The sequence below is a fragment of the Streptomyces sp. BK239 genome (assembly GCF_004217285.1).
Taxonomy (GTDB): Bacteria; Actinomycetota; Actinomycetes; order Streptomycetales; family Streptomycetaceae; genus Streptomyces.
Window position 1 is genome coordinate 233,540 of sequence record NZ_SHKS01000009.1, and the last position, 18,265, is coordinate 251,804.

The following is an 18,265-nucleotide window of genomic DNA, read 5'->3' on the forward strand; positions in this document are numbered from 1 at the left end:
ATCACACGTCGAGGCCGCCCCCGCCGGTGCCGCCGCCCGCACCGCCGCTGTCTCCGTCGCCGTAGGAGGGTCGCGTGGTGCTGAGCCCCAGAGCCTTGCGCGCGGTGACTGTGGCCTCGCCGTCCACGTACGCGTACGCGTTCTCGTAGTGCTCGTAGAAGGCGTCGACGTCGGAGGCCTCGGCCGCCGCCGTCCACTCCTTGGCCGCCTTCTGAAGATCCGTCACGAGGTCGGTGACGGGCTTCTCGGCCTCGGCGCGCCAGGGATGACCGCCCAGCTCCCGCGCCTGCACGCTCGTCATGTTGCCCACGTTGGAAGCCCAGTTGCGGTTCGCCGTCAGGTCGTCCTCGGCGAGGTCCTCGGGCTCCTGGAGGAGCACGTCGTCGACGGTGGTCATCGCGGTCAGGAACGCCAGCTGGTCGGGGTCGAGCGTGGTCTCGTCGGCGCGCAGGGAGCCGGTGAGAGCGCCCTTCTCGCCGGTGTGGGCGAAGACGCAGGTGATCTCGCGGTCGCCCCACTCCCAGCTCTCGCGGGTCGGCGTGAGGTGGTACACCTCGACGTCCTTGGTGAGGGCCCAGGAGTCCATCGCATAGGCGGACTGGAGCGTCCAGCACTGGTCCTCGGCCTGATCCGAGACGCTGCTGTCGCCGGGGTAGTCGTCGCCGGGCAGCGGGACGATCCCGAACACCTCGGCGTCGTGCTCGCCGGCGCAGGGAACCTTGTCGACGTCGTAGACGTTCTTGTCGAAGGACGCTCCCGGTACGTCGAAGCAGTCGCCCTTGGCCAGCGACAGACTGGTGTTGCGGGCCGCCCCCTCCTTGACCCCCTCCATGAACGCGGACCCGCCGCCCGTGGCCAGGAGCAGGATCCACACCGCGAGGCCGAGGCCGGACAGCACCGCGCCCCCGATCGCCATCCCCTTGCCGCGCTCGCCCCGCTTCTTGATCTGCACCAGCGCGACGATCCCGAGGATCAGCCCCACGGCCGGCAGGAAGCAGAGCACGCCGAGGACGAGGGCGGCGATGGCGACCCCGTTGACCGGCGCGGGCCGGTTGACGGGCGCGTACCCCTGCCCCCAGACGGCGTAAGGGGGCGCGCCGTAGGGCACCTGGGAAGCGGCGGGGTACGGGGCGTGCGGCAAGGGGCCCTGCGGATACGGGGGTTGTCCGTGCGGTTGCTGTCCCTGCGGGGACTCGCCCGTCACGGGCGGGCCGTACGGGTGCGGGTACTGCGGGTTCGGGGCCTGCGGGTTGGGGTCGTGCGGGTTCGGGGCCTGCGGGTTGGGGTCGTGCGGGTTCGGGGCCTGCGGCTGCGGAGGCTGGTACGGGTCGTCCTGGGGCTGCTGAGGCCCGGGGGGCGGGGGTATGGACACGGGTACCGTGCTCTCCTGGATCGGACGGGTCGGCGACGCGGACAGAACTGACGTACGACTGCGCGCATGGTAAGCGTGTGGCGGACGGATGCGGCATGCGGGGCGCGAAGGCGACGCGACGGGGTGTGACGCCGGCGGGAAAGGGCTCTCCCGGAAAGGCTGTCAACCAGCCTTGATATGGGCATGATGGTCACCGTCAGCAGTTCTGCGCGCTCGAGGTGCCTGCGCTGTGAGGGGGATCAGCAATGACACGTGTGGTGGGGATCGACTTAGGGACCACGTACTGCGCCGTCGCGGTCGCCGACCGCTCGGGGAGCCCGTCCATCGTCCGCAACCGGGAGGGCGAGAACATCACGCCGTCGGTGGTGATGTTCCAGGGGGACACCGTCGTCGTGGGCTCCCAGGCGAAGCGGTCCGCGGCGACCGCTCCCGACCATGTGGTGCAGTTCGTCAAGCGCTACATGGGGGAGACCGACCCCGTCTACCGGTCGGAGTCGGGCACGCCCTACCGGCCCGAGGAGATCTCCGCCCTGCTGCTCAAACGCCTCAAGGAGGACGCCGAGTTGGTGCTCGGCGAGCCCGTGGAGCAGGCGGTCATCACCGTGCCGGCGTACTTCGACGACGCACGGCGCAGGGCGACGCTGGACGCCGGGCGGCTGGCCGGGCTCGAGGTGCTGCGCATCGTCAACGAGCCCACCGCGGCCGCGCTCGCCTACGGCCTCGGCCGGTCCGCCGGGGACGGCCCGGACGACGGGGAGGACGGCGCGCCCATCGGCACCGTGCTCGTCTACGACCTGGGCGGCGGCACCTTCGACGTCACCGTCATGCGCGTCGAGGACGGCGACTACACGGTCGTCGCCACCGACGGGGACCGCAACCTCGGCGGCTTCGACTGGGACGGCGCGCTGATGAACCACCTCAACAGCGCGTTCATGGCCGCGGGCGGTCAGGACCTCAACGAGGACAGCGGACTCCAGGCCGAGTTGCGCGACAAGGCGGAGATCGCCAAGCGCACCCTCTCCACCGCCGCCCAGACGATCGTGGTGCTCTCCGCGGGCGGCCGGCACGAGCAGATCCCGTTGAGCCGGGAGGAGTTCGAGGAGATCACCGCCGAACTCCTCGACCGCACCCGCATCATCACCGAGGGCGTGCTGGAAGAGGCCGGGCTCGGCTGGGCCGACGTCGACCGGCTGCTGCTGGTCGGCGGGTCCACCCGGATGCCCATGGTGAAAGAGCTGCTCCGGCGGCTCTCCGGCGCGGAGCCGGAGCGCGGGATCGCCCAGGACGAGGTGGTCGCCCTCGGCGCGGCACTGGTCGCGCTGGACGCCGCGGTGCGTGCCGAGGAGGCGCAGGACAAACGCAAGTACGTCGGCAGCGGCGCGAGCGTGGACTCCGCCCCGGGCGACGGCCTGGCCCGCCTCACCCAGGGCAGAGTGAAGTCCATCAGGGACGTCACCTCGCAGTCCCTCGGCATGGTCGCGGTCCACGAGGAGGACCACACCCTCGAGTACAACGCGGTGATCATCCCGCACAACACGCCCGTGCCGGCCAAGAAGAGCGACACCTTCCACACCCTCTCCGATCGGCAGTCGCGGCTCAGGGTGCGGGTGACGGAGGGCGACGACGAGGACCTGGCGTATGTGAAGACGGTCGGCGAGGGCGTCATCGAGATCCCGCGCTACCCGAAGGGCGCGCCGTTCGAGGTCTTCTACTCCTACGACGTCGACGGGATCATCCACGTCGAGGTGAAGGACGGCACGACGGGCAGATGGCTCGGCGAGTTCGAGCTCGAACGCCCCGACAACCTGGACCCGGCCGAACTGGCCGAGCTGGGTGACCGCGTCGCCCGTATCCCGACCCTGTAGCCGTCGGCGCGGGGAGCGGCAGCGATGACGCCGGACGGCACCCTCGACGGCCACGACCGTCACGACGCATTACCGGACTACTACGAGGAGTTCGACATCCCACGGTCCGCCACCGCGGACCAGATCGGCGGTCTGCTGGACAAGGCGTTCCGCAAGTGGTCGAGCCGGGCGAGCCGGGCCCCCGACGCCGCGAAGCGGCGGGAGGCCGAGGACAAGGTCGCGCTGATCACCCGGTCCCGCGGGGAACTGCTCGACCCCGACCGGCGCCGCGCCTACGACCGCGCGCTGGACCGGGCGCGCCGGCCGGCCGGCCCGACCCAGGCCCGCCCGACCCCAGCTCGGCAGGCCCCGGTGACCCGGCCCGGGCAGCAACCGCCGCAGCGCGTCCGGGACTGGCTCGGGCACGCCCGCACGCTGGTCAGCCGGAACGACCTCACCGGCGCGCTGTACGAGCTGCGGCAGGCCGTGCACCACGACGACGGCGACGCCGAGGCATGGCAGCTGCTCGGCATCGTCCACGCCACCCAGGGGGAACTGTCCAGCGCGGTGCAGGAGTTCCGGCGCGCCCTCGCGCTGCGCCCCGGCGACGCGTTCACCCACACCCTGATCGCCCGGGTTCACGAGCGGCACGGCGATCACGGCACCGCCGCCGACTGGCATCTGGCGGCGGCCCGGCTCGCGCCGGCCGACGTCACCTCGTACATCGCCGCCGCCGACAACCTCTACCGGGCCAGGCGCTACGACGAGTCGCTGAGCGCCTACGAACAGGCCCTGCGGTTGCGGCCCGGCGACACCGACCTGCGGGACCAGATCGCCCGGATCTGGTCGCTGCGGGCCGAGGGCGCCATGGCCTGGCATCCGGGCCGGCGGCGGTACACGGTCGCCTCGCCGGACGGCGCGTCGACCGTCCGGCACTGCGTGGAACAGGCGCTCGCCGTCGGCGTCTCGGACCTCGCCCTCGCCGGCCTTCTGCACGTCTACCGGACGGAGGCGGCCCGGGCGTTCGCCAGAACGTGGCGCTGGACCGGCCCCATGGCCCCGGTCATCGCCGTCTGCCTGGCGCTGTCGTTCGCGCTGCCGTCGCCGTTCGACGTCGTCGCCCTCGCCGCCCTGTTCGGGCTGCCGATCGTGATGGGCGTCAAGCCGCGCTGGCGGCACGCCTACAGGGGCCTGCCTCCGCAACTCAGGCCGCAGATCAGGAGAGTTCCGTGACTTCCCCGAGTACGCCGAGTGCACCGATGCCGGGTTCGCCGGGTTCGGGTTCGCCGAGTTCCATGAGCGCTCCCCCGCCCGTGCCGGGGCAGCCGTCGACTGAGGCGCCCCCCTCCCCGCCGACGGAGCCCCCGGCCTCGGGGCGGCCCGACCCGTTCGCCGTCGTGGCTGACGCCGTGGACGGCATGCGCGACGAACTCGCCTCCCTCGGGGACCAGTTCCGACGCCGGCTACTCAACGACCGTGAGGTGCGCCGCAGCGTGGACGGGCTGCTGAACGAGCTCAACCACGCGCGCAAGGCCGCCGAGGGGCGGATCACACAGCCGCTCCTCTACGACCTGATCCTCCTCGTGGACCGGATCGAGGGGCAGGCCGCGCAGGACGACGCCCTCACCCGTTCCGTGGCGACGGAGCTGCTGACGATCCTGGAGAGGTACGGCATGACCCGCGTCCCCTTCGCCCGGGGCCCGTTCGACCCGGGGACGCAGGAAGCCGTCGAGGTGCTCACGGCGCCCACCCCGGAGCAGCGCGGCGAGGTCGCCGAACTGGTCCGGCACGGGTACCGGATGGACGAGCGTCTCGTGCGGCCGCAGCAGGTACGCGTCTACACCGACCGGTGAGCGACGGCAACCGGACGGGCGCCGTCCGCGCCCTGCCCATCGGCGTCAACGCCTACCCGGTCGGCCGCTGTCCGGATCCTCGCTGCCGGCGGGGAAAGCGATGGCCGAGCCGGTACGCCATGCGGTGTCCCCGGTGTCGCGCCAGATGCAGACGATCTCGGGCGCGGTGCTCATGACGCCATGGAACCAGGGCCCACTGACAACGCTCCTCTCTGCGCTGCCGCCCCGCCGCGGGGTGAGCTTGTCGAGGTCCAGGTCGATCTCGAACGGCCCTCTTCCACCTCCTCGCCGACCGCTCACCGGAAACGGTCCGGGCCCACTTCGAGGACTACTACGAGCGTCCCGTCCCCCTCGACGCCGTCCGCCACCTGCTGGCCGGCCATCCCCTCACCCCTGCCATCGCCGGGGACCTCAACCCGGGCGTCCTCTGAGGAACGCGTGCACTGCGGTCGGCCGCGGGCAGCGCGCCTCATTTGAGGTACGCCAGCACCGCCAGGACCCTTCGGTTGTCCGCCTCCGAGGGGGGGAGGTCGAGCTTGGTGAAGATGTTGGACGTGTGCTTGATCACCGCGCGTTCGGTGATGACCAGTTCCTGGGCGATCGCGGCGTTCGAGCGGCCCTCCGCCATCAGGCCGAGGACCTCGCGCTCGCGTGGGGTGAGACGGGAGAGCGGGCCGTCGCGGTGGTACTCCTTGGCGAAGAGCTTGGCGACCACGTCGGGGTCCATCGCGGTGCCGCCGGACGCGACACGGCGTACCGCGTCCACGAAGCCGTCGGGGTCGAAGACCCGGTCCTTGAGGAGGTAGCCGATGCCCCCGCTGCCGTCGGCGAGGAGTTCGCGGGCGTAGAGCTGCTCCACGTACTGGGAGAGGACCAGGACCGGCAGGCCGGGGATCTGGCGCCGGGCCTCCAGTGCGGCCCGCAGGCCCTCGTCCGTGAACGTCGGCGGAAGCCGGACGTCGACGACGGCGACGTCCGGCTTGTGGTCGAGGAGGGCCTGGAGCAGTCCGGGCCCGGTGTCCACGGCGGCGACCACCTCGAAGTCGTAGGACTCCAGGAGGCGGACGAGGCCGTCCCGCAGCAGGAAGAGGTCCTCGGCTAGGACAACACGCACGGCAGCTCCATGGTGAGGGTGGTGGGTCCGCCCGGCTTGCTGTTGATGGCGAGGAGGCCGTCGAAGGCGGCGAGCCGGCGTTCGATGCCGCGCAGCCCGGTGCCGCGCGAGGGGTCGGCGCCGCCCTGGCCGTCGTCGATGACCTGGCCGCGCAGCGCGCCGCCCTCGTACCAGAGGTCGATGCTCACGGTGTCCGGCGCGGCGTGCTTGGCGGCGTTGGCGAGGGCCTCGGCGACCGCGAAGTACATGGCGGACTCGACGGGCGCCTCGAGGCGGCCGGGCAGGTCGGCGTTGACGGTGACGTCGAGCGGGCTGTCCATGGCGAGGGCGCGCACCGCGTCGGCGAGGCCGCGGTCGGCGAGCACCGGCGGGTGGATGCCGCGGACGAGGTCGCGCAGCTCGGTCAGGGCGGCGGCGGAGGCCTTGCGGGTGTCGGCCAGGATGGCGCGGACGGCCTCCGGGTCCTTGCTGAGGAGCTGCTCGGCGACGCCGAGGTTCATGCCGAGGGCCACCAGCCGGGCCTGCGCCCCGTCGTGCAGATCCCGTTCGATGCGGCGCAGTTCGGCCGCGGAGCTGCTGACGGCGTCGCTGCGGCTGTCGGTGAGGCGGCGGACGCGCTGGGCGGTGCGGGTGGGGGCGAGCAGGGTGCGGGCGAGGGAGGCGTGGGCGCGCAGCAGGGCGGGGCCGGTGGTGGGACCTGCGGCGAGGAGGACGGCGCCGAGGGCGGCGCAGTACCAGGCGGACGTGAGGTCGCTGATCTCGATCCACAGGTAGTAGTTGGTGCCGGCGTCGGCGATGGGGCGGTAGACGGCGGGCATCAGGAGGCCGCCGATCCCGGCGGCGACGAGGGCGAGGGGCATCAGGGCGACGACCACGCCGACCACGGGGTTGACCAGCATCCAGGCCAGGTCGCGCCAGGTCGCCGGGTCGGTGAGCACCCAGTGGGTGCGCTGCCACTGTCCCTTGAGGCCGGGTCCGGCGGCGGGCGCGGGGAGGTACGGATTCTCGATCGCGCGGCCCGACCAGCGTTCCGCGGTCCTGCGGGAGGCGTCGGCGACGGCCCGTACGGCGACGGCGAGCGCCGGGACGAGCAGGACGCCCAGGCCGATGCCGATGAGCGAGACCGCCGTCAGGAAGAGGCATAAGAGGACGAGTTCCGCGATCGCGAGACCGAGGACGGTCACTCCTTTGCCCACGGCGCGGAGGCCGGTGCGGATGTTCAGGTTGTCCACGGTCGTCCCGTTCCCCTCTGTGCACGGCTCCCTGCCGTGATGATGCCCTGAGTCTTCTCCCTGTGGACACCGTGCGCAGGGGACGTGGGTCCCGTCCGCGACGGTGTACCCAGGTACACCCCGGAACGCCACCGGGGTGGCTGTCCCGTCCTCGCCGTGACGGCTTGGCTGTATCCATGACGAAGCGACTGCGACTGCGACTGCGGCACCTGCTCCTCCCGCTCTGCGTGCCGCTGCTGCTGGCGGGTGGCGCCGGCACCGCCGCCGCGACGCCGGCGGTCCGGGCGGAGACCCGCGCCTCGTCCGAACTCCCCGCGGCCTCCGGCCCGGCCGGTCTCACGGGGGCGGTCGACGCGCTCGTACGCAAGCAGCTCGCCGACTACCGGATCCCCGGCGCGTCGGTGGTGGTCGTCGAGCACGGCCGGCCGGTCCTCACGAAGGGGTACGGCGTCGCCGACGCGGCCTCGGGGACCCCGGTGGACCCCCGGCGCACGGGGTTCTTCCTGGCCTCCGACGCCAAGCTGTTCACGGCCGTCGCGGTCCTGCAGCAGGTGGAGCGCGGTCGCCTCGACCTGTCGGCCGACGTCAACCGCTACCTCACGACCTTCAAGGTGAAGGACACGTATCCGGGGCACCCCGTGACGGTACGCGATCTCCTCACGCACACGGCGGGCTTCGACAACAACATCATCGGGCGGGCCGCCACCCGGCCCGAGGACGTGCGCCCGCTCGGCGAGAGCCTCGCCGCGCACCAGCCGCGTCGGGTGCGTCCGCCGGGTGAGGTCGCCAGCTACGACAATTACGGTGTGGCGCTGGCCGGTTACCTGGTCGAGACGGTGACGGGCACGCCGTTCGCCACCTACCTGGACCGGTCGGTGCTGCGGCCGCTCGGGATGACGCGGACCAGCTTCGCCCAGCCGCACCCCCCAGCGATCGCGGCGGACCTCGCCCGCGGCCACCGACCGGAGGGCGGCCACCAGCGGGTCCAGGACGGGCAGTACGGCGACTGGTCCCCGACCGGCGCGGGCGCGGTCACCACGGCGGCCGACATGGGCCGGCTGCTCGGCGCGCTGCTCGACGGCGGCGGTCCGGTGCTCACCCGGCGCTCGGCCGACGCCCTGATGAAGCGCCAGTTCGGGAACGACGACCGGCTGCCCGGCCTCGGCTACATCCTGGAGGAGCGTGAACGGGACGGGATGCGGATGCTGGTCAAGGACGGTGACCTGCCCGGCTTCCACGGCAACCTGGCCCTGCTGCCGGACCGGGACGCGGCGGTGTACGTCGTCTACGACGGCGACGGCGAGAACGGCGTCGCCGCCTATGCGGGGCAGGAGGTCGTGGACCGCTTCGCCGACCACTTCGGAGTCGCGGCCGCCGCCCGCCGCTCCGTCTCGACGGCCGACGTCACGCCGTACGAGGGCGAGTACCGCTCGACGCGTACGAGTGCCTCGGAGCTGACCCGGGTGAGCGCCCTGATCGGCTCGGTCCGGGTGAGCGCGGGCGAGGGCGCGACGCTGACCACGACGGGGCTGTCCCGCAACCCCGAGGTGAGCGAGCGGCACTGGGTGCAGCTGAGTCCGGGGCTCTTCCAGGAGCGGGGCGGCCAGGACCGGATCGCCTTCCGCGACGGGCGCCTCTCGGTCGCCTCCGACGCCTCCGTCACCTACGAGCGGCTGCCCTGGTACCTCTCCCCCGCGCTGCACCAGCGGGTGCTGCTCGGCTCGCTGGGCTTCCTCGCCCTGACGGTGCTCGCGCTGCCGGTGCTCGCCCTGGTGCGCCGCCGCTCGCCGGGCGCGCCGGCCGGGGCACGCGCGGCCAAGCTGCTGCTGTGGACGTCCGGTGCGCTGATCATCGCGGCGACGGTCTGCTTCATGCTGCTGTCCGCCGATCCCAACGCCCTCAACCGCACGATCATCGTCGGCGACTCGCCGCTGCTGACCGCGGTCCCGGCGCTGACCGGCGTCGCGCTGGCGACCACGGGCGCCATGGTCGTGTGCGCGTTCCTCGCGTGGCGGCGGCGCTGGTGGCGGGTGACCGGCCGGGTGCACTACACGTGCAGCACGCTGGCGGCGCTGGTCTTCCTCGGGGTGGCCGCCTCGTACCGGATGGTGGGCTAGGGCGTGTCGCGCAAGTCCCTTCATGATCGCTCCTTCCTCGGACGCGGGAGGGCCCGGGCGGGAGAACCCGCCCGGGCCCCGTCGTGCGTGGGGGTGGTGGACTACCAGCGGCTGGTCTCGCCGAAGAAGTCCGCGATCTCCACGGCCTCGCCCGCCGCGCGCGCCGCGCGGAAGACGTGCAGGCCGACGGCGAGGTCGAGGACGCCGAGGCCGAACGGCGAGAAGACGACCGGCTTGTCGTCGCCGGTGGTCACCTCGCCCTGGATGAACTGGGCGAGCGTGCCGGTGACGAAGTGCCGGTCGCCGTACTTCTGTTCCGCGAGGTGCGGCGAGGTGTTGGCCTTCAGGCAGTGCTCGACGTCGTCGAGGATGTTGTACGCCCCCTCGATCAGCTCCGGGCCGATGTCCCGCAGCGAGATGTTGAGGACGACCTGGCCGGGCGCGAAGGCGCTCGGGTCGGTGATGTACGGCTCGGCGGCGGTGGTGGCGAGGACGACCACGTCGGCGCCGGTGAGGGCGGCGGAGAGGTCGGACTCGGTGCCGGCCGGGTAGCCGAGGGCGTCCGTCGCGTGGGCGGCGAGCGCGGCGCCGTACTCCTCGTTCTTGTCGTGGACGGTGACCGAGGCGACCTGCCAGTCGCGGGACGCGAAGAACTCCAGGATGTTGCGGGCGATGATGCCCGCGCCGACGACGGTCAGCTTCCCGGCGGTGCGCCCGCCGGTGAGCCGCTCCGCGGCGAGGACCGCGGAGGCGGCCGTGCGGGCGGCGCTGATCTGCGAGGCCTCCAGGCAGGCGAAGGGGTAGCCGGTCTCGTGGTCGTTGAGCAGCAGGGCCGCCGAGGCGCGCGGTATGCCGCGCTCGATGTTGGCGGGGAAGCTGCTGATCCACTTGATGCCGGAGACGTCGGCGCCGGCGCCCAGGTGCGCGGGGAGCGCGATGATGCGGGCGTCGGGCTTCTCGGGGAAGCGGAGGAAGTAGCTGTCGGGGTTCACCGTGTCGCCCGCGTGGTGGGCGAGGTAGGTGTCGCGGACGACGTCGACGATGTCCTGGCGGGAGGCCGAGATGATCTCCCGCGCGGTCTTGCCGCCGACGACGCTGAACTCGTACATGGAGGAAGGTCCTTGAGATCGTGAGCGGATGGGAGGGTGCGGGCCGCCGTCGCTCGGCGGCCCGCGAGGGTGTGCTCGCCCGGCTCAGCGGCCGGCGAGGGTGTGCTCGTCCGACGCGGTCTGCCGGTGCGCGGAGGACGCGGCGTGCTTCGGGGCCGGGGCCGGCGCCTCCTCGCCGTGCGAGAGCTCGGGGAGCCACTTCAGCCAGGAGGGCAGCCACCAGTTGGACCGGCCGAGCAGGGCCATGACGGCGGGCAGCAGGACGGCGCGCACGAGGGTGGCGTCGAGCAGGACCGCGACGGCGAGGCCGACGCCGAGCTGCTTGAAGTCCTGCATGGACAGGGTGCCGAAGACCGCGAAGACGGCGACCATGATGAGTCCGGCGCTGGTGACGACGCCGGCGGTGGAGCGGATGCCGTGGGCGACGGCGGCGCGGTTGCCGACGCCCTGGTCGTAGGCCTCGCGGATCCGGGAGACCACGAAGACGTGGTAGTCCATCGACAGGCCGAAGAGGACGACGAAGACGAAGAGCGGCATCCAGGACTCGATGGCGCCGACGGCTGTCGTGCCGACCAGTTCGTCGCCCCAGCCCTTCTGGAAGACCGCGGTCATCACGCCGTAGGCGGCGAGCACGGACAGGAGGTTGAGGACGATCGAGGTGGTGGCGATGACCGGGGAGCGGAAGCAGAGCAGCATCAGCAGGAAGCTGACGCCCATCACGAAGGCGAAGACGGGCACGATCGACGACTTGAGCTGGTCGTTGTAGTCGGTCGAGAAGGCGAGGTCGCCGCCGACCAGCGCCTGGTCCGCCGCGTCCTTGGTCAGGGTGGCGGGGATGATGTCGGCGCGGAGCGCCTCCAGGGCGCGGACGGAGGTGGCGTTGCGGCCGTCGCCGGCGAGCGGCGCGCTGATCACCGCGATGTCCTCGTCCTTGTGGACGCTGACCTCGACGGGGTTCTTGACGTGGCCGGAGGCGAGGGCGCGCTGCTTGAAGCCGGCGATGGCGGAGGTGGCCCCGGGGGAGGTGACGTCGGCGGTCTTGAAGACGATCTGGGCCGGCGCCGGGGCGCCGGGGAAGACGTTCTCGATCCGCCGGGCGGTCTCGGCGGTGACGTTGTCGGCGGGCAGCAGCTGGTCGAAGCCGAGCTTCTCGGTCTTCATGGACAGCGCCGGCGAGGCGAGGGCGAGGAGGAACACGACGCCGAGGACGGCGAAGACGGCGGGCGCCTTCAGGACCGCGCCGAGCAGCCGGCCCGGCTTCTCGCCCGCGGTGCGGACGACGGCCTTGCGGCGCAGGCCCGGGATCCGGCCGGCGTCGATCTTGTCGCCGAGCATCGCCATCACGGCCGGCAGCACCGTCATGGAGCCGAGCACCGCGATGAGGACGACCTCGATGGTGGCGATGGCGAAGCCCTCGAAGACCGTGAGACCGGAGAGGAACATGCCGGCCATGGCGACGGCCACCGTGATGCCGGAGATCAGCACCGAGCGGCCTGAGGTCGCGGCGGCGATGCGCAGCGCGCTCTCCTTGTCGCGGCCGGCGGCGCGCTCCTCGCGCTCGCGGCGGATGTAGAAGAGGCAGTAGTCGACGCCGACGGCGAGGCCCATCAGGAGCAGCACCGAGTTGGTCATGGCGTCGACCGGGACGAGCTGGCTGGAGAGCGCGAGCAGGCCCATGGCGGCGACGCACGCGGTGATGGCGAGGACCAGCGGCAGGACGGCGGCGAGGAGCGCGCCGAACACGACGAGCAGGATGCCGAGGGCGACGGGCACGGCGGTGTACTCGGCGCGGGTGAAGTCCTCGCCGAGGGAGTCGTTGATGCCCTTGAGGCCGCTGGCGGCGCCGTACTGGCCGAGGGTGACGGCGGGGTGGGCCTCGTCGGCCTTCGCCAACGCGTCGACGACGGGCTGGATGCGGTCGGCGGCCGTGTCCGGGTCGCCCTTGACCGCGAACTGGATCAGCGCGTCGTGCTTGTCCTCGGAGACCGCGCCGGTCTTGTACGGGTCGCCGATGTTCTGTGCGAGGCCGGTGCCGTCCACGGCGGTGATGGCGTCGGCGACGGCCTTCTTGAACTCGGGGTCGGCGGCGGTGAGGTCGCCGCTGTGGACGAGGACCATCTCGGGCGCCGGGGTCTTGATGCCGGCGTCGACGAGGACGCGGGCGGCGCGTCCCGACTCCCCGGTGCCGTAGTCGGCCTCGGTCAGGCTCTGCTGCCCCGCCATGCCGCCGAGGACCGTGAGCGCGATGACGGCGAAGAGCCATCCGAAAAGTGCGGTCTTGCGGTGCCGGGCGCTCCAGGCGCCCAGCGAAGCCGCCAGATTTCGTTGCCTTGCCATTACCTCTCCCAGTGGGACGTCAGCGGGGGACCCTTGATGAGCGACGTCTCTCACTGTAGATATCCGCAGCCTTTCTCCTTCCTTCTGTTTTTGGCAGTTGAATGCCGCTGCAGCATCCTGCCAGCCGGCCTGCGACGGGGTCTGCAGCATGTTGCAGCGGCAGCCTGTGGCCAGCTGGAGCGGCGTGATCCGGCCATCGCGCCGGTTAGGTTCCTTCTCGTCGGGAGTTGTCCGGACGGCGTGGACCGCGATGCGTCCGCCGGCCGTCATCCATTCAGTCGGAACCCCGCCCTGCATTTACCCACATCACCGATTCGATCCCCAGTACACAACCAGCCAACCAATTCACCTGAGGCGTGAAAGGGGGAATTCCGTGAACATCGCGATCGAGGCGGCCGGCCTGACGAAGCAGTACGGCGGCCACCGCGCCCTGGACGGCGTGGACCTGTCGGTCGAGGCGGGCACCGTGCTCGGCCTGCTCGGGCCCAACGGAGCGGGCAAGACCACCACGGTCCGTACGCTCGCCACCCTGCTCGAACCCGATGCCGGCACGGCTCGCGTCGCGGGCTTCGACATCGTGCGGCAGCGGCGCGAGGTGCGCCGCCGGATCGGTCTCGCCGGCCAGTACGCCGCCGTCGACGAGCTGCTGACCGGGCGTGAGAACCTCGTGCTGCTCGGCCGGCTGCTGCGGCTCGGCCGCAAGGGCGCCGCCGTCCGGGCCGCCGAACTGCTGGCGCGGTTCGAGCTGGAGGCCGCCGCCGACAAGCCCGCCAAGGCGTACTCGGGCGGTATGCGGCGCCGCCTGGACCTGGCCGCCAGTCTGATCGCCTCGCCCGAGGTGCTCTTCCTCGACGAGCCCACCACCGGCCTCGATCCGGCCAGCCGAGCCACGCTGTGGCGGATGGTGCGGGACCAGGTCGACCAGGGCGTCACCGTCCTGCTGACCACGCAGTACCTGGAGGAGGCGGACTTCCTCGCGGACCGGATCCTGGTCGTCGACCGGGGCCGGGTGATCGCCGAGGGCACCTCCGACGAGCTGAAGCGGAAGGTCGGGGGCGAGCGCCTGGAGGTGGCCGTCGCCGAGGCCTCGGCGCTCGCGCAGGCCGCCGCCGTGCTGGCGCCGCTCGCGGTGAGCCCGCCGCAGCTGGACGAGCGGCAACGCACCGTCCACGTCCAACTGCCGGACGGCATGGGCGCGTTGGCGTCCGCCGCGACGGCGCTCGAGTACGCGGACGTCGTCGTCGAGGAGTTCGCGCTGCGGCGCCCCTCGCTCGACGACGTGTTCTTCCATCTGACCGGCGAGCCCACGGGCGCGCCGGCCCCGCACCCCGACGCAGCGAAGGCGGAGGCGTCCCTATGAGTTCGGTGCTCGCCCACGGCGGTGACGTCGCGGCCCTCACCGGCCGGCACCTGCGCCATCTGCGGCGCACCCCGGAGAAGATCATCGGCGTGGCGCTCACGCCCGTCGCGATGGTGGTGATCCTGGGCTACCTGTTCGCGACCGTCGTCGAGGTGAAGAACACCGGCGGCAGCTACCGCGAGTACATCATGGCCGGGGTCTTCGCCCAGGTCGGACTCTCCTGCATCGCCATCACCGCGATCGGTGTGGCCGGCGACCTCGGCAAGGGGCTGATCGACCGGTTCCGTTCGCTGCCGATGGGCCGGGCCACCGTCCTGGTCAGCCACACGCTCGCCGACCTCGCCGCCGCGGCCCTGAGCATCGCGCTGGTCGCGGTGACCGGTCTCGCCGTCGGCTGGCGGGTGCACGGCTCGTTCGTCGAGAACGCCGCCGGTTTCCTGCTGCTGCTCGGCTTCGCCTACGCCATGCTCTGGGTCGGCGCGCTCCTCGGCATGGTGATGCGCAACCTGGAGGCGATCAGCGGGGTCGCCGCCCTGCTCCTGGTCCTGTTCTCCTTCCTCTCCAGCTCGTTCATGCCGCTCACCGGACTTCCCGGCTGGCTGCGGACCGTCGCCGAGTGGAATCCGGTCAGCGCGGTCTCCGAGGCCTGCCGGCAATTGTGGGGGAACACCGGACCCGTCACGTCGGGAAGTTTCCCGGTGGAGAACGCGGTGCTCGTATCGGCGATCAGCATCGGATTGCTCGTCGCCGTTCTCATACCTCTCAGCCTGCGCGTGTACCGCATTTCGGCAACGCGATAGCCTTGTCTTTCTGGGGGAATCATGCCGGTCATATCGGCTCCGCACGAATTCAACACCGAAGATCTCTACGTCGATCTCCGGACGTTGTACGGATACCCACTGCACCTCAAATGTGAGGGCTTCAACTTCGCCGGTTCCATCAAGCTCAAGGCCGCCGCGAGCATGATCGAGGCGGCCGAGCGCAGCGGGGCGCTCACCAAGGGCTCGACGCTGGTGGAGTCGTCCTCCGGCAACCTGGGGGTCGCGCTCAGCGTGATCGCCGCGGCCAAGGGCTACCACTTCATCTGCGTGGTCGACTCGCGGACCAACATCGCGACGCGCAAGCTCATCGAGGCGCTCGGCAGCGAGGTGCACACCGTCACGGAGCCGGCCGAGGAGGGCGGGTTCCTGGCGGCCCGACTGGCGTACGTCCGGACACTGCTCGCCGGCGACCCGCGGGTCGTGTGGCTGAACCAGCACGCCAACCCCGACAACTGGCGGGCTCACTACCGCACCACGGCCCCGCAGATCGAAAAGCAGTTCCCGGATCTGGAGCTGCTGTTCATCGGCAGCGGCACCACCGGCACGCTGATGGGCTGCGCCCGCTACTTCAAGGAGCTGCCGCGGCCGGTGACCGTCGTCGCGGTCGACAGCGTCGGCTCCGTCACCTTCGGCGGGCCGGCCGGTCCGCGCATGATCCCCGGACTCGGTGCGGGCGTGCGCCCCGCGCTCCTCGACACCTCGTTCATCGACGACGTGGTGCACGTCCCCGAGGCCGACACCGTGACCGCCTGCCACGCCCTGGCCCGCGGCGGATTCCTGTTCGGCGGCTCCACCGGGACCGTGGTGAGCGGTGCGCTGCGCTGGCTCGCCGACAACCGTCCCAGCGGGAACGGAACGGCGGTCGCGATCGCCCCGGACCTCGGCGAGCGCTATCTGGACACCGTCTACCAGCCGAGCTGGGTGCGCGAGGTGTACGGCATCGAACCGACCGAACTTCCCACGGGAGCGACGCAGTCATGACCTCCACACCTCCCGCCCGGCAGCTGCCGCTCTCCGCCGCTCAGCGCGAGATGTGGTACGGGCAGCAGGCCGACCCGGGCAACCCCGTCTTCACCATGGGCGACTTCCTGGAACTGCGCGGCCCCCTGGACACCGCCCGGTTCACGGCCGCGTGGCAGGGGGTGCTGCGGGAGGCCGGCGCCCTCCGCGCCCTGTTCACCGAGCGCGACGGCGAGCCGCTCCAGGAGCTGGCCGACGCCGGGGACTTCCCCGTCGAGACCCTCGACCTGTCCGGAAAGCCGCGGCCGCGTGACGCCGCCGAGGCGTTCATGCGGCAGGACCTGCTGGTGCCGCCGGACCTGACCGCGGGCACGCTGCGGTCGGTCCTGCTGCGGCTCGGCCCGGAGCACCTGCTGTTCTACATCCGGGTCAACCACATCCTGGTCGACGGGTTCAGCCGCGTCCTCATCTACAACCGGCTCGCCGCGCTGTACGCGGACCCGGAGGCCGAGGGCGCGTTCCCCGACCCGCGCACGCTCACCGACGACGAGGCCGCCTACGCCGGGACGCCCAAGTACCTGAAGGAGCAGGCCTTCTGGCGCGGCCGCTTCGAGGAGCAGCCGGAGCCGGTGAGCCTCTCGCAGCGCCCCGGCGGCCCCGCCCGCAGCTCGCTGCGGTGCGAGGCCGTGCTGCCCGCCGCGACGGTCGAGCGGCTGCGGTCGCTGGCCTGGGACGCCCGCGTCACCTGGCAGACGCTGCTGATCGCCGCGACCGGCGCGTACGTGCAGCGGGCCGCCGGCGTGGACCGCGCCCTGCTCACCCTCGCGGTGCCGGCCCGGGCCACGGCGGCCGCCCGCGCGGTCCCGGGGATGCGCGCCAACTTCGTGCCGCACCCGGTGCGGGTGCTGCCCGGCCGTACGGTCGCGGACTTCCTGCGCGACAGCGCTGGCGAGCTGCGCGCCACGCTGCGGCACCAGAACTACCGGGGCGACCGGATCCGCCGCGACCTCGGCTTCGCCGGGGACGCGGGCCGCTCGCTCGGCCCGACCGTCAACGTCCTGGAGTCGGGCTTCGACTACGCGTTCGGCGCGTGCACCGGTCTGCTGCACAACCTGTCGACCGGCCCGGTCGAGGACATGCAGATCATCTATCTCGACGCGGCCGAGGAGGGGTACGCGGTCCGCCTCGACGCCAACCCCTCGCGTTACACGCCCGAGGAACTGGACCTGCACCAGCGCCGGTTGTTCGCCTGGCTGGGGACGCTCGCCGAGGCGGGACCCGACGCGCGCGTCGACCAGCTCGACGTCCTGCTGCCGGAGGAGTCGGCGGCGGTGCGGGCGGGCTGGGGCGCCACCGCGATCGAGACGGCCTACACCGGGGTGGTGGAGCGTGTCAGGGCAGTGGCTGCCGGCGATCCCGAGAGGACCGCTGTCCAGGATCCGCAGGGTTCTGTTTCGTACGGTGAACTGGTGGGTCTGGCCTCGGCGTTGAGTCGTCGTCTGGTCGCGGCCGGGGTGGGCCCCGGCTCACGGGTGGCCATGCTGTGCGAGCCCGGCATCCCCTTCGTCACCGGCATCCTGGCCATCCTGGGCGCCGGAGCCGCCTGGATCCCCCTCGACCTGCGCGCACCCCTCACCCGCACAGCCTCACTCCTGGACGACTCCCGACCCGACGCCCTCTACACCGGCCCCGCACTCGACCACACCGCCGCACAACTGCTCGACGCCGCCTCCAGCACCCCACCCGTCGTCACCTGGAACGGCAGCCACGACACCGAACTCGCCCCACCGGCCGGAGACGCCGACGACCTCGCCTACATCATCTTCACCTCCGGCTCCACCGGCCGCCCCAAAGGCGCCATGGTCCACCGCGCCGGCATGGTCAACCACCTCCTCGCCAAAACCGACGACCTGAACCTCACCGCAGACGACGTCGTCATCCACAACGCACCCGTCACCTTCGACATCTCCGTCTGGCAGATGCTCGCCCCCCTCATCACCGGCGCACGCCTCCTCGTCGTCGACCGCCACACCGCCGCCGACCCCCAAGAACTCTTCGGCCGCATCACCACCCACCACGTCACCGTCCTCGAAGTCGTCCCCTCCCTCCTGCGCGCCGCCCTCGACGCCTGGAACAACGGACTCCC

At 72.0% G+C, this 18,265-nt stretch carries 13 protein-coding genes; 8 read left to right on the forward strand and 5 right to left on the reverse strand.

Features of this window, described 5'->3' with window-relative positions; genetic code table 11:
- Position 1: 1 nt before the first annotated feature.
- Positions 2-1,372 (reverse strand): DUF4190 domain-containing protein, encoded by a 1,371-nt coding sequence (locus EV567_RS25140; protein ID WP_130443889.1) that lies wholly within the window; start codon positions 1,370-1,372, stop codon positions 2-4.
- 245 nt (positions 1,373-1,617) lie between these two features.
- On the opposite strand from EV567_RS25140, the gene EV567_RS25145 reads away from it, so the two are divergent.
- From EV567_RS25145 to EV567_RS25155, 3 genes are all read left to right on the forward strand, one after another.
- Entirely contained in the window at positions 1,618-3,237 is a 1,620-nt protein-coding gene (locus EV567_RS25145) for an Hsp70 family protein (RefSeq protein WP_165430477.1), read from the forward strand.
- Positions 3,238-3,261: 24 nt separating this feature from the next.
- Entirely contained in the window at positions 3,262-4,449 is a 1,188-nt protein-coding gene (locus tag EV567_RS25150; RefSeq protein WP_130443891.1) for a tetratricopeptide repeat protein, read from the forward strand.
- A 164-nt stretch (positions 4,450-4,613) separates the two neighbouring features.
- Positions 4,614-5,069 carry a nucleotide exchange factor GrpE gene (locus tag EV567_RS25155; protein WP_207228850.1) on the forward strand — a complete coding sequence of 152 codons (456 nt, stop codon included), beginning with the start codon at positions 4,614-4,616 and terminating at the stop codon, positions 5,067-5,069.
- A 469-nt stretch (positions 5,070-5,538) separates the two neighbouring features.
- On the opposite strand, the gene EV567_RS25160 is transcribed toward EV567_RS25155, so the two are convergent.
- Together EV567_RS25160 and EV567_RS25165 are read right to left on the reverse strand one after the other, a co-directional pair.
- A complete protein-coding gene (locus tag EV567_RS25160) occupies positions 5,539-6,183 on the reverse strand; it encodes a response regulator transcription factor (protein WP_130443895.1) in 645 nt (214 codons plus the stop codon).
- Entirely contained in the window at positions 6,168-7,415 is a 1,248-nt protein-coding gene (locus EV567_RS25165; protein WP_130443897.1) for a sensor domain-containing protein, read from the reverse strand. Before EV567_RS25165 ends, EV567_RS25160 begins: the two co-directional genes overlap by 16 nt.
- 176 nt (positions 7,416-7,591) lie before the next feature.
- Between EV567_RS25165 and EV567_RS25170 the strand changes: the two genes are divergently transcribed.
- Positions 7,592-9,532, forward strand: a complete 1,941-nt coding sequence (locus EV567_RS25170) for a serine hydrolase (RefSeq protein ID WP_130443899.1) — start codon at positions 7,592-7,594, stop codon at positions 9,530-9,532.
- Positions 9,533-9,633: 101 nt separating this feature from the next.
- Here EV567_RS25170 and sbnB read toward each other — a convergent pair whose 3' ends face one another.
- Positions 9,634-10,641 (reverse strand): 2,3-diaminopropionate biosynthesis protein SbnB, encoded by a 1,008-nt coding sequence (gene sbnB / locus EV567_RS25175; protein WP_130443901.1) that lies wholly within the window; start codon positions 10,639-10,641, stop codon positions 9,634-9,636.
- Between the two features lie 84 nt (positions 10,642-10,725).
- Positions 10,726-12,978 (reverse strand): MMPL family transporter, encoded by a 2,253-nt coding sequence (locus EV567_RS25180; protein ID WP_130443903.1) that lies wholly within the window; start codon positions 12,976-12,978, stop codon positions 10,726-10,728.
- A gap of 373 nt (positions 12,979-13,351) precedes the next feature.
- Between EV567_RS25180 and EV567_RS25185 the strand changes: the two genes are divergently transcribed.
- From EV567_RS25185 to EV567_RS25200, 4 genes are all read left to right on the forward strand, one after another.
- Positions 13,352-14,338 carry an ATP-binding cassette domain-containing protein gene (locus EV567_RS25185; protein WP_242620996.1) on the forward strand — a complete coding sequence of 329 codons (987 nt, stop codon included), beginning with the start codon at positions 13,352-13,354 and terminating at the stop codon, positions 14,336-14,338.
- Positions 14,335-15,138, forward strand: a complete 804-nt coding sequence (locus tag EV567_RS25190; RefSeq protein WP_130443907.1) for an ABC transporter permease — start codon at positions 14,335-14,337, stop codon at positions 15,136-15,138. Before EV567_RS25185 ends, EV567_RS25190 begins: the two co-directional genes overlap by 4 nt.
- Before the next feature lie 21 nt (positions 15,139-15,159).
- The gene (sbnA, locus tag EV567_RS25195) at positions 15,160-16,140 is read left to right on the forward strand and encodes a 2,3-diaminopropionate biosynthesis protein SbnA (RefSeq protein WP_130443909.1); all 981 of its coding nucleotides are present in this window, start codon (positions 15,160-15,162) and stop codon (positions 16,138-16,140) included.
- Positions 16,137-18,265: AMP-binding protein (locus tag EV567_RS25200; protein ID WP_165430479.1), on the forward strand; the 2,129-nt coding region annotated here is incomplete at its 3' end. The genes sbnA and EV567_RS25200, both read left to right, overlap by 4 nt.

What these genes read in the sequence shown, in the direction of transcription:
- EV567_RS25145 (WP_165430477.1), top strand. Translation starts at nt 1,618, where the DNA reads ATGACACGTGTGGTGGGGATCGACTTAGGGACCACGTACTGCGCCGTC.
- EV567_RS25150 (WP_130443891.1), top strand. Translation starts at nt 3,262, where the DNA reads ATGACGCCGGACGGCACCCTCGACGGCCACGACCGTCACGACGCATTA.
- EV567_RS25170 (WP_130443899.1), top strand. Translation starts at nt 7,592, where the DNA reads ATGACGAAGCGACTGCGACTGCGACTGCGGCACCTGCTCCTCCCGCTC.
- sbnB (WP_130443901.1), bottom strand. Translation starts at nt 10,641, where the DNA reads ATGTACGAGTTCAGCGTCGTCGGCGGCAAGACCGCGCGGGAGATCATC.
- EV567_RS25180 (WP_130443903.1), bottom strand. Translation starts at nt 12,978, where the DNA reads ATGGCAAGGCAACGAAATCTGGCGGCTTCGCTGGGCGCCTGGAGCGCC.
- EV567_RS25190 (WP_130443907.1), top strand. Translation starts at nt 14,335, where the DNA reads ATGAGTTCGGTGCTCGCCCACGGCGGTGACGTCGCGGCCCTCACCGGC.
- sbnA (WP_130443909.1), top strand. Translation starts at nt 15,160, where the DNA reads ATGCCGGTCATATCGGCTCCGCACGAATTCAACACCGAAGATCTCTAC.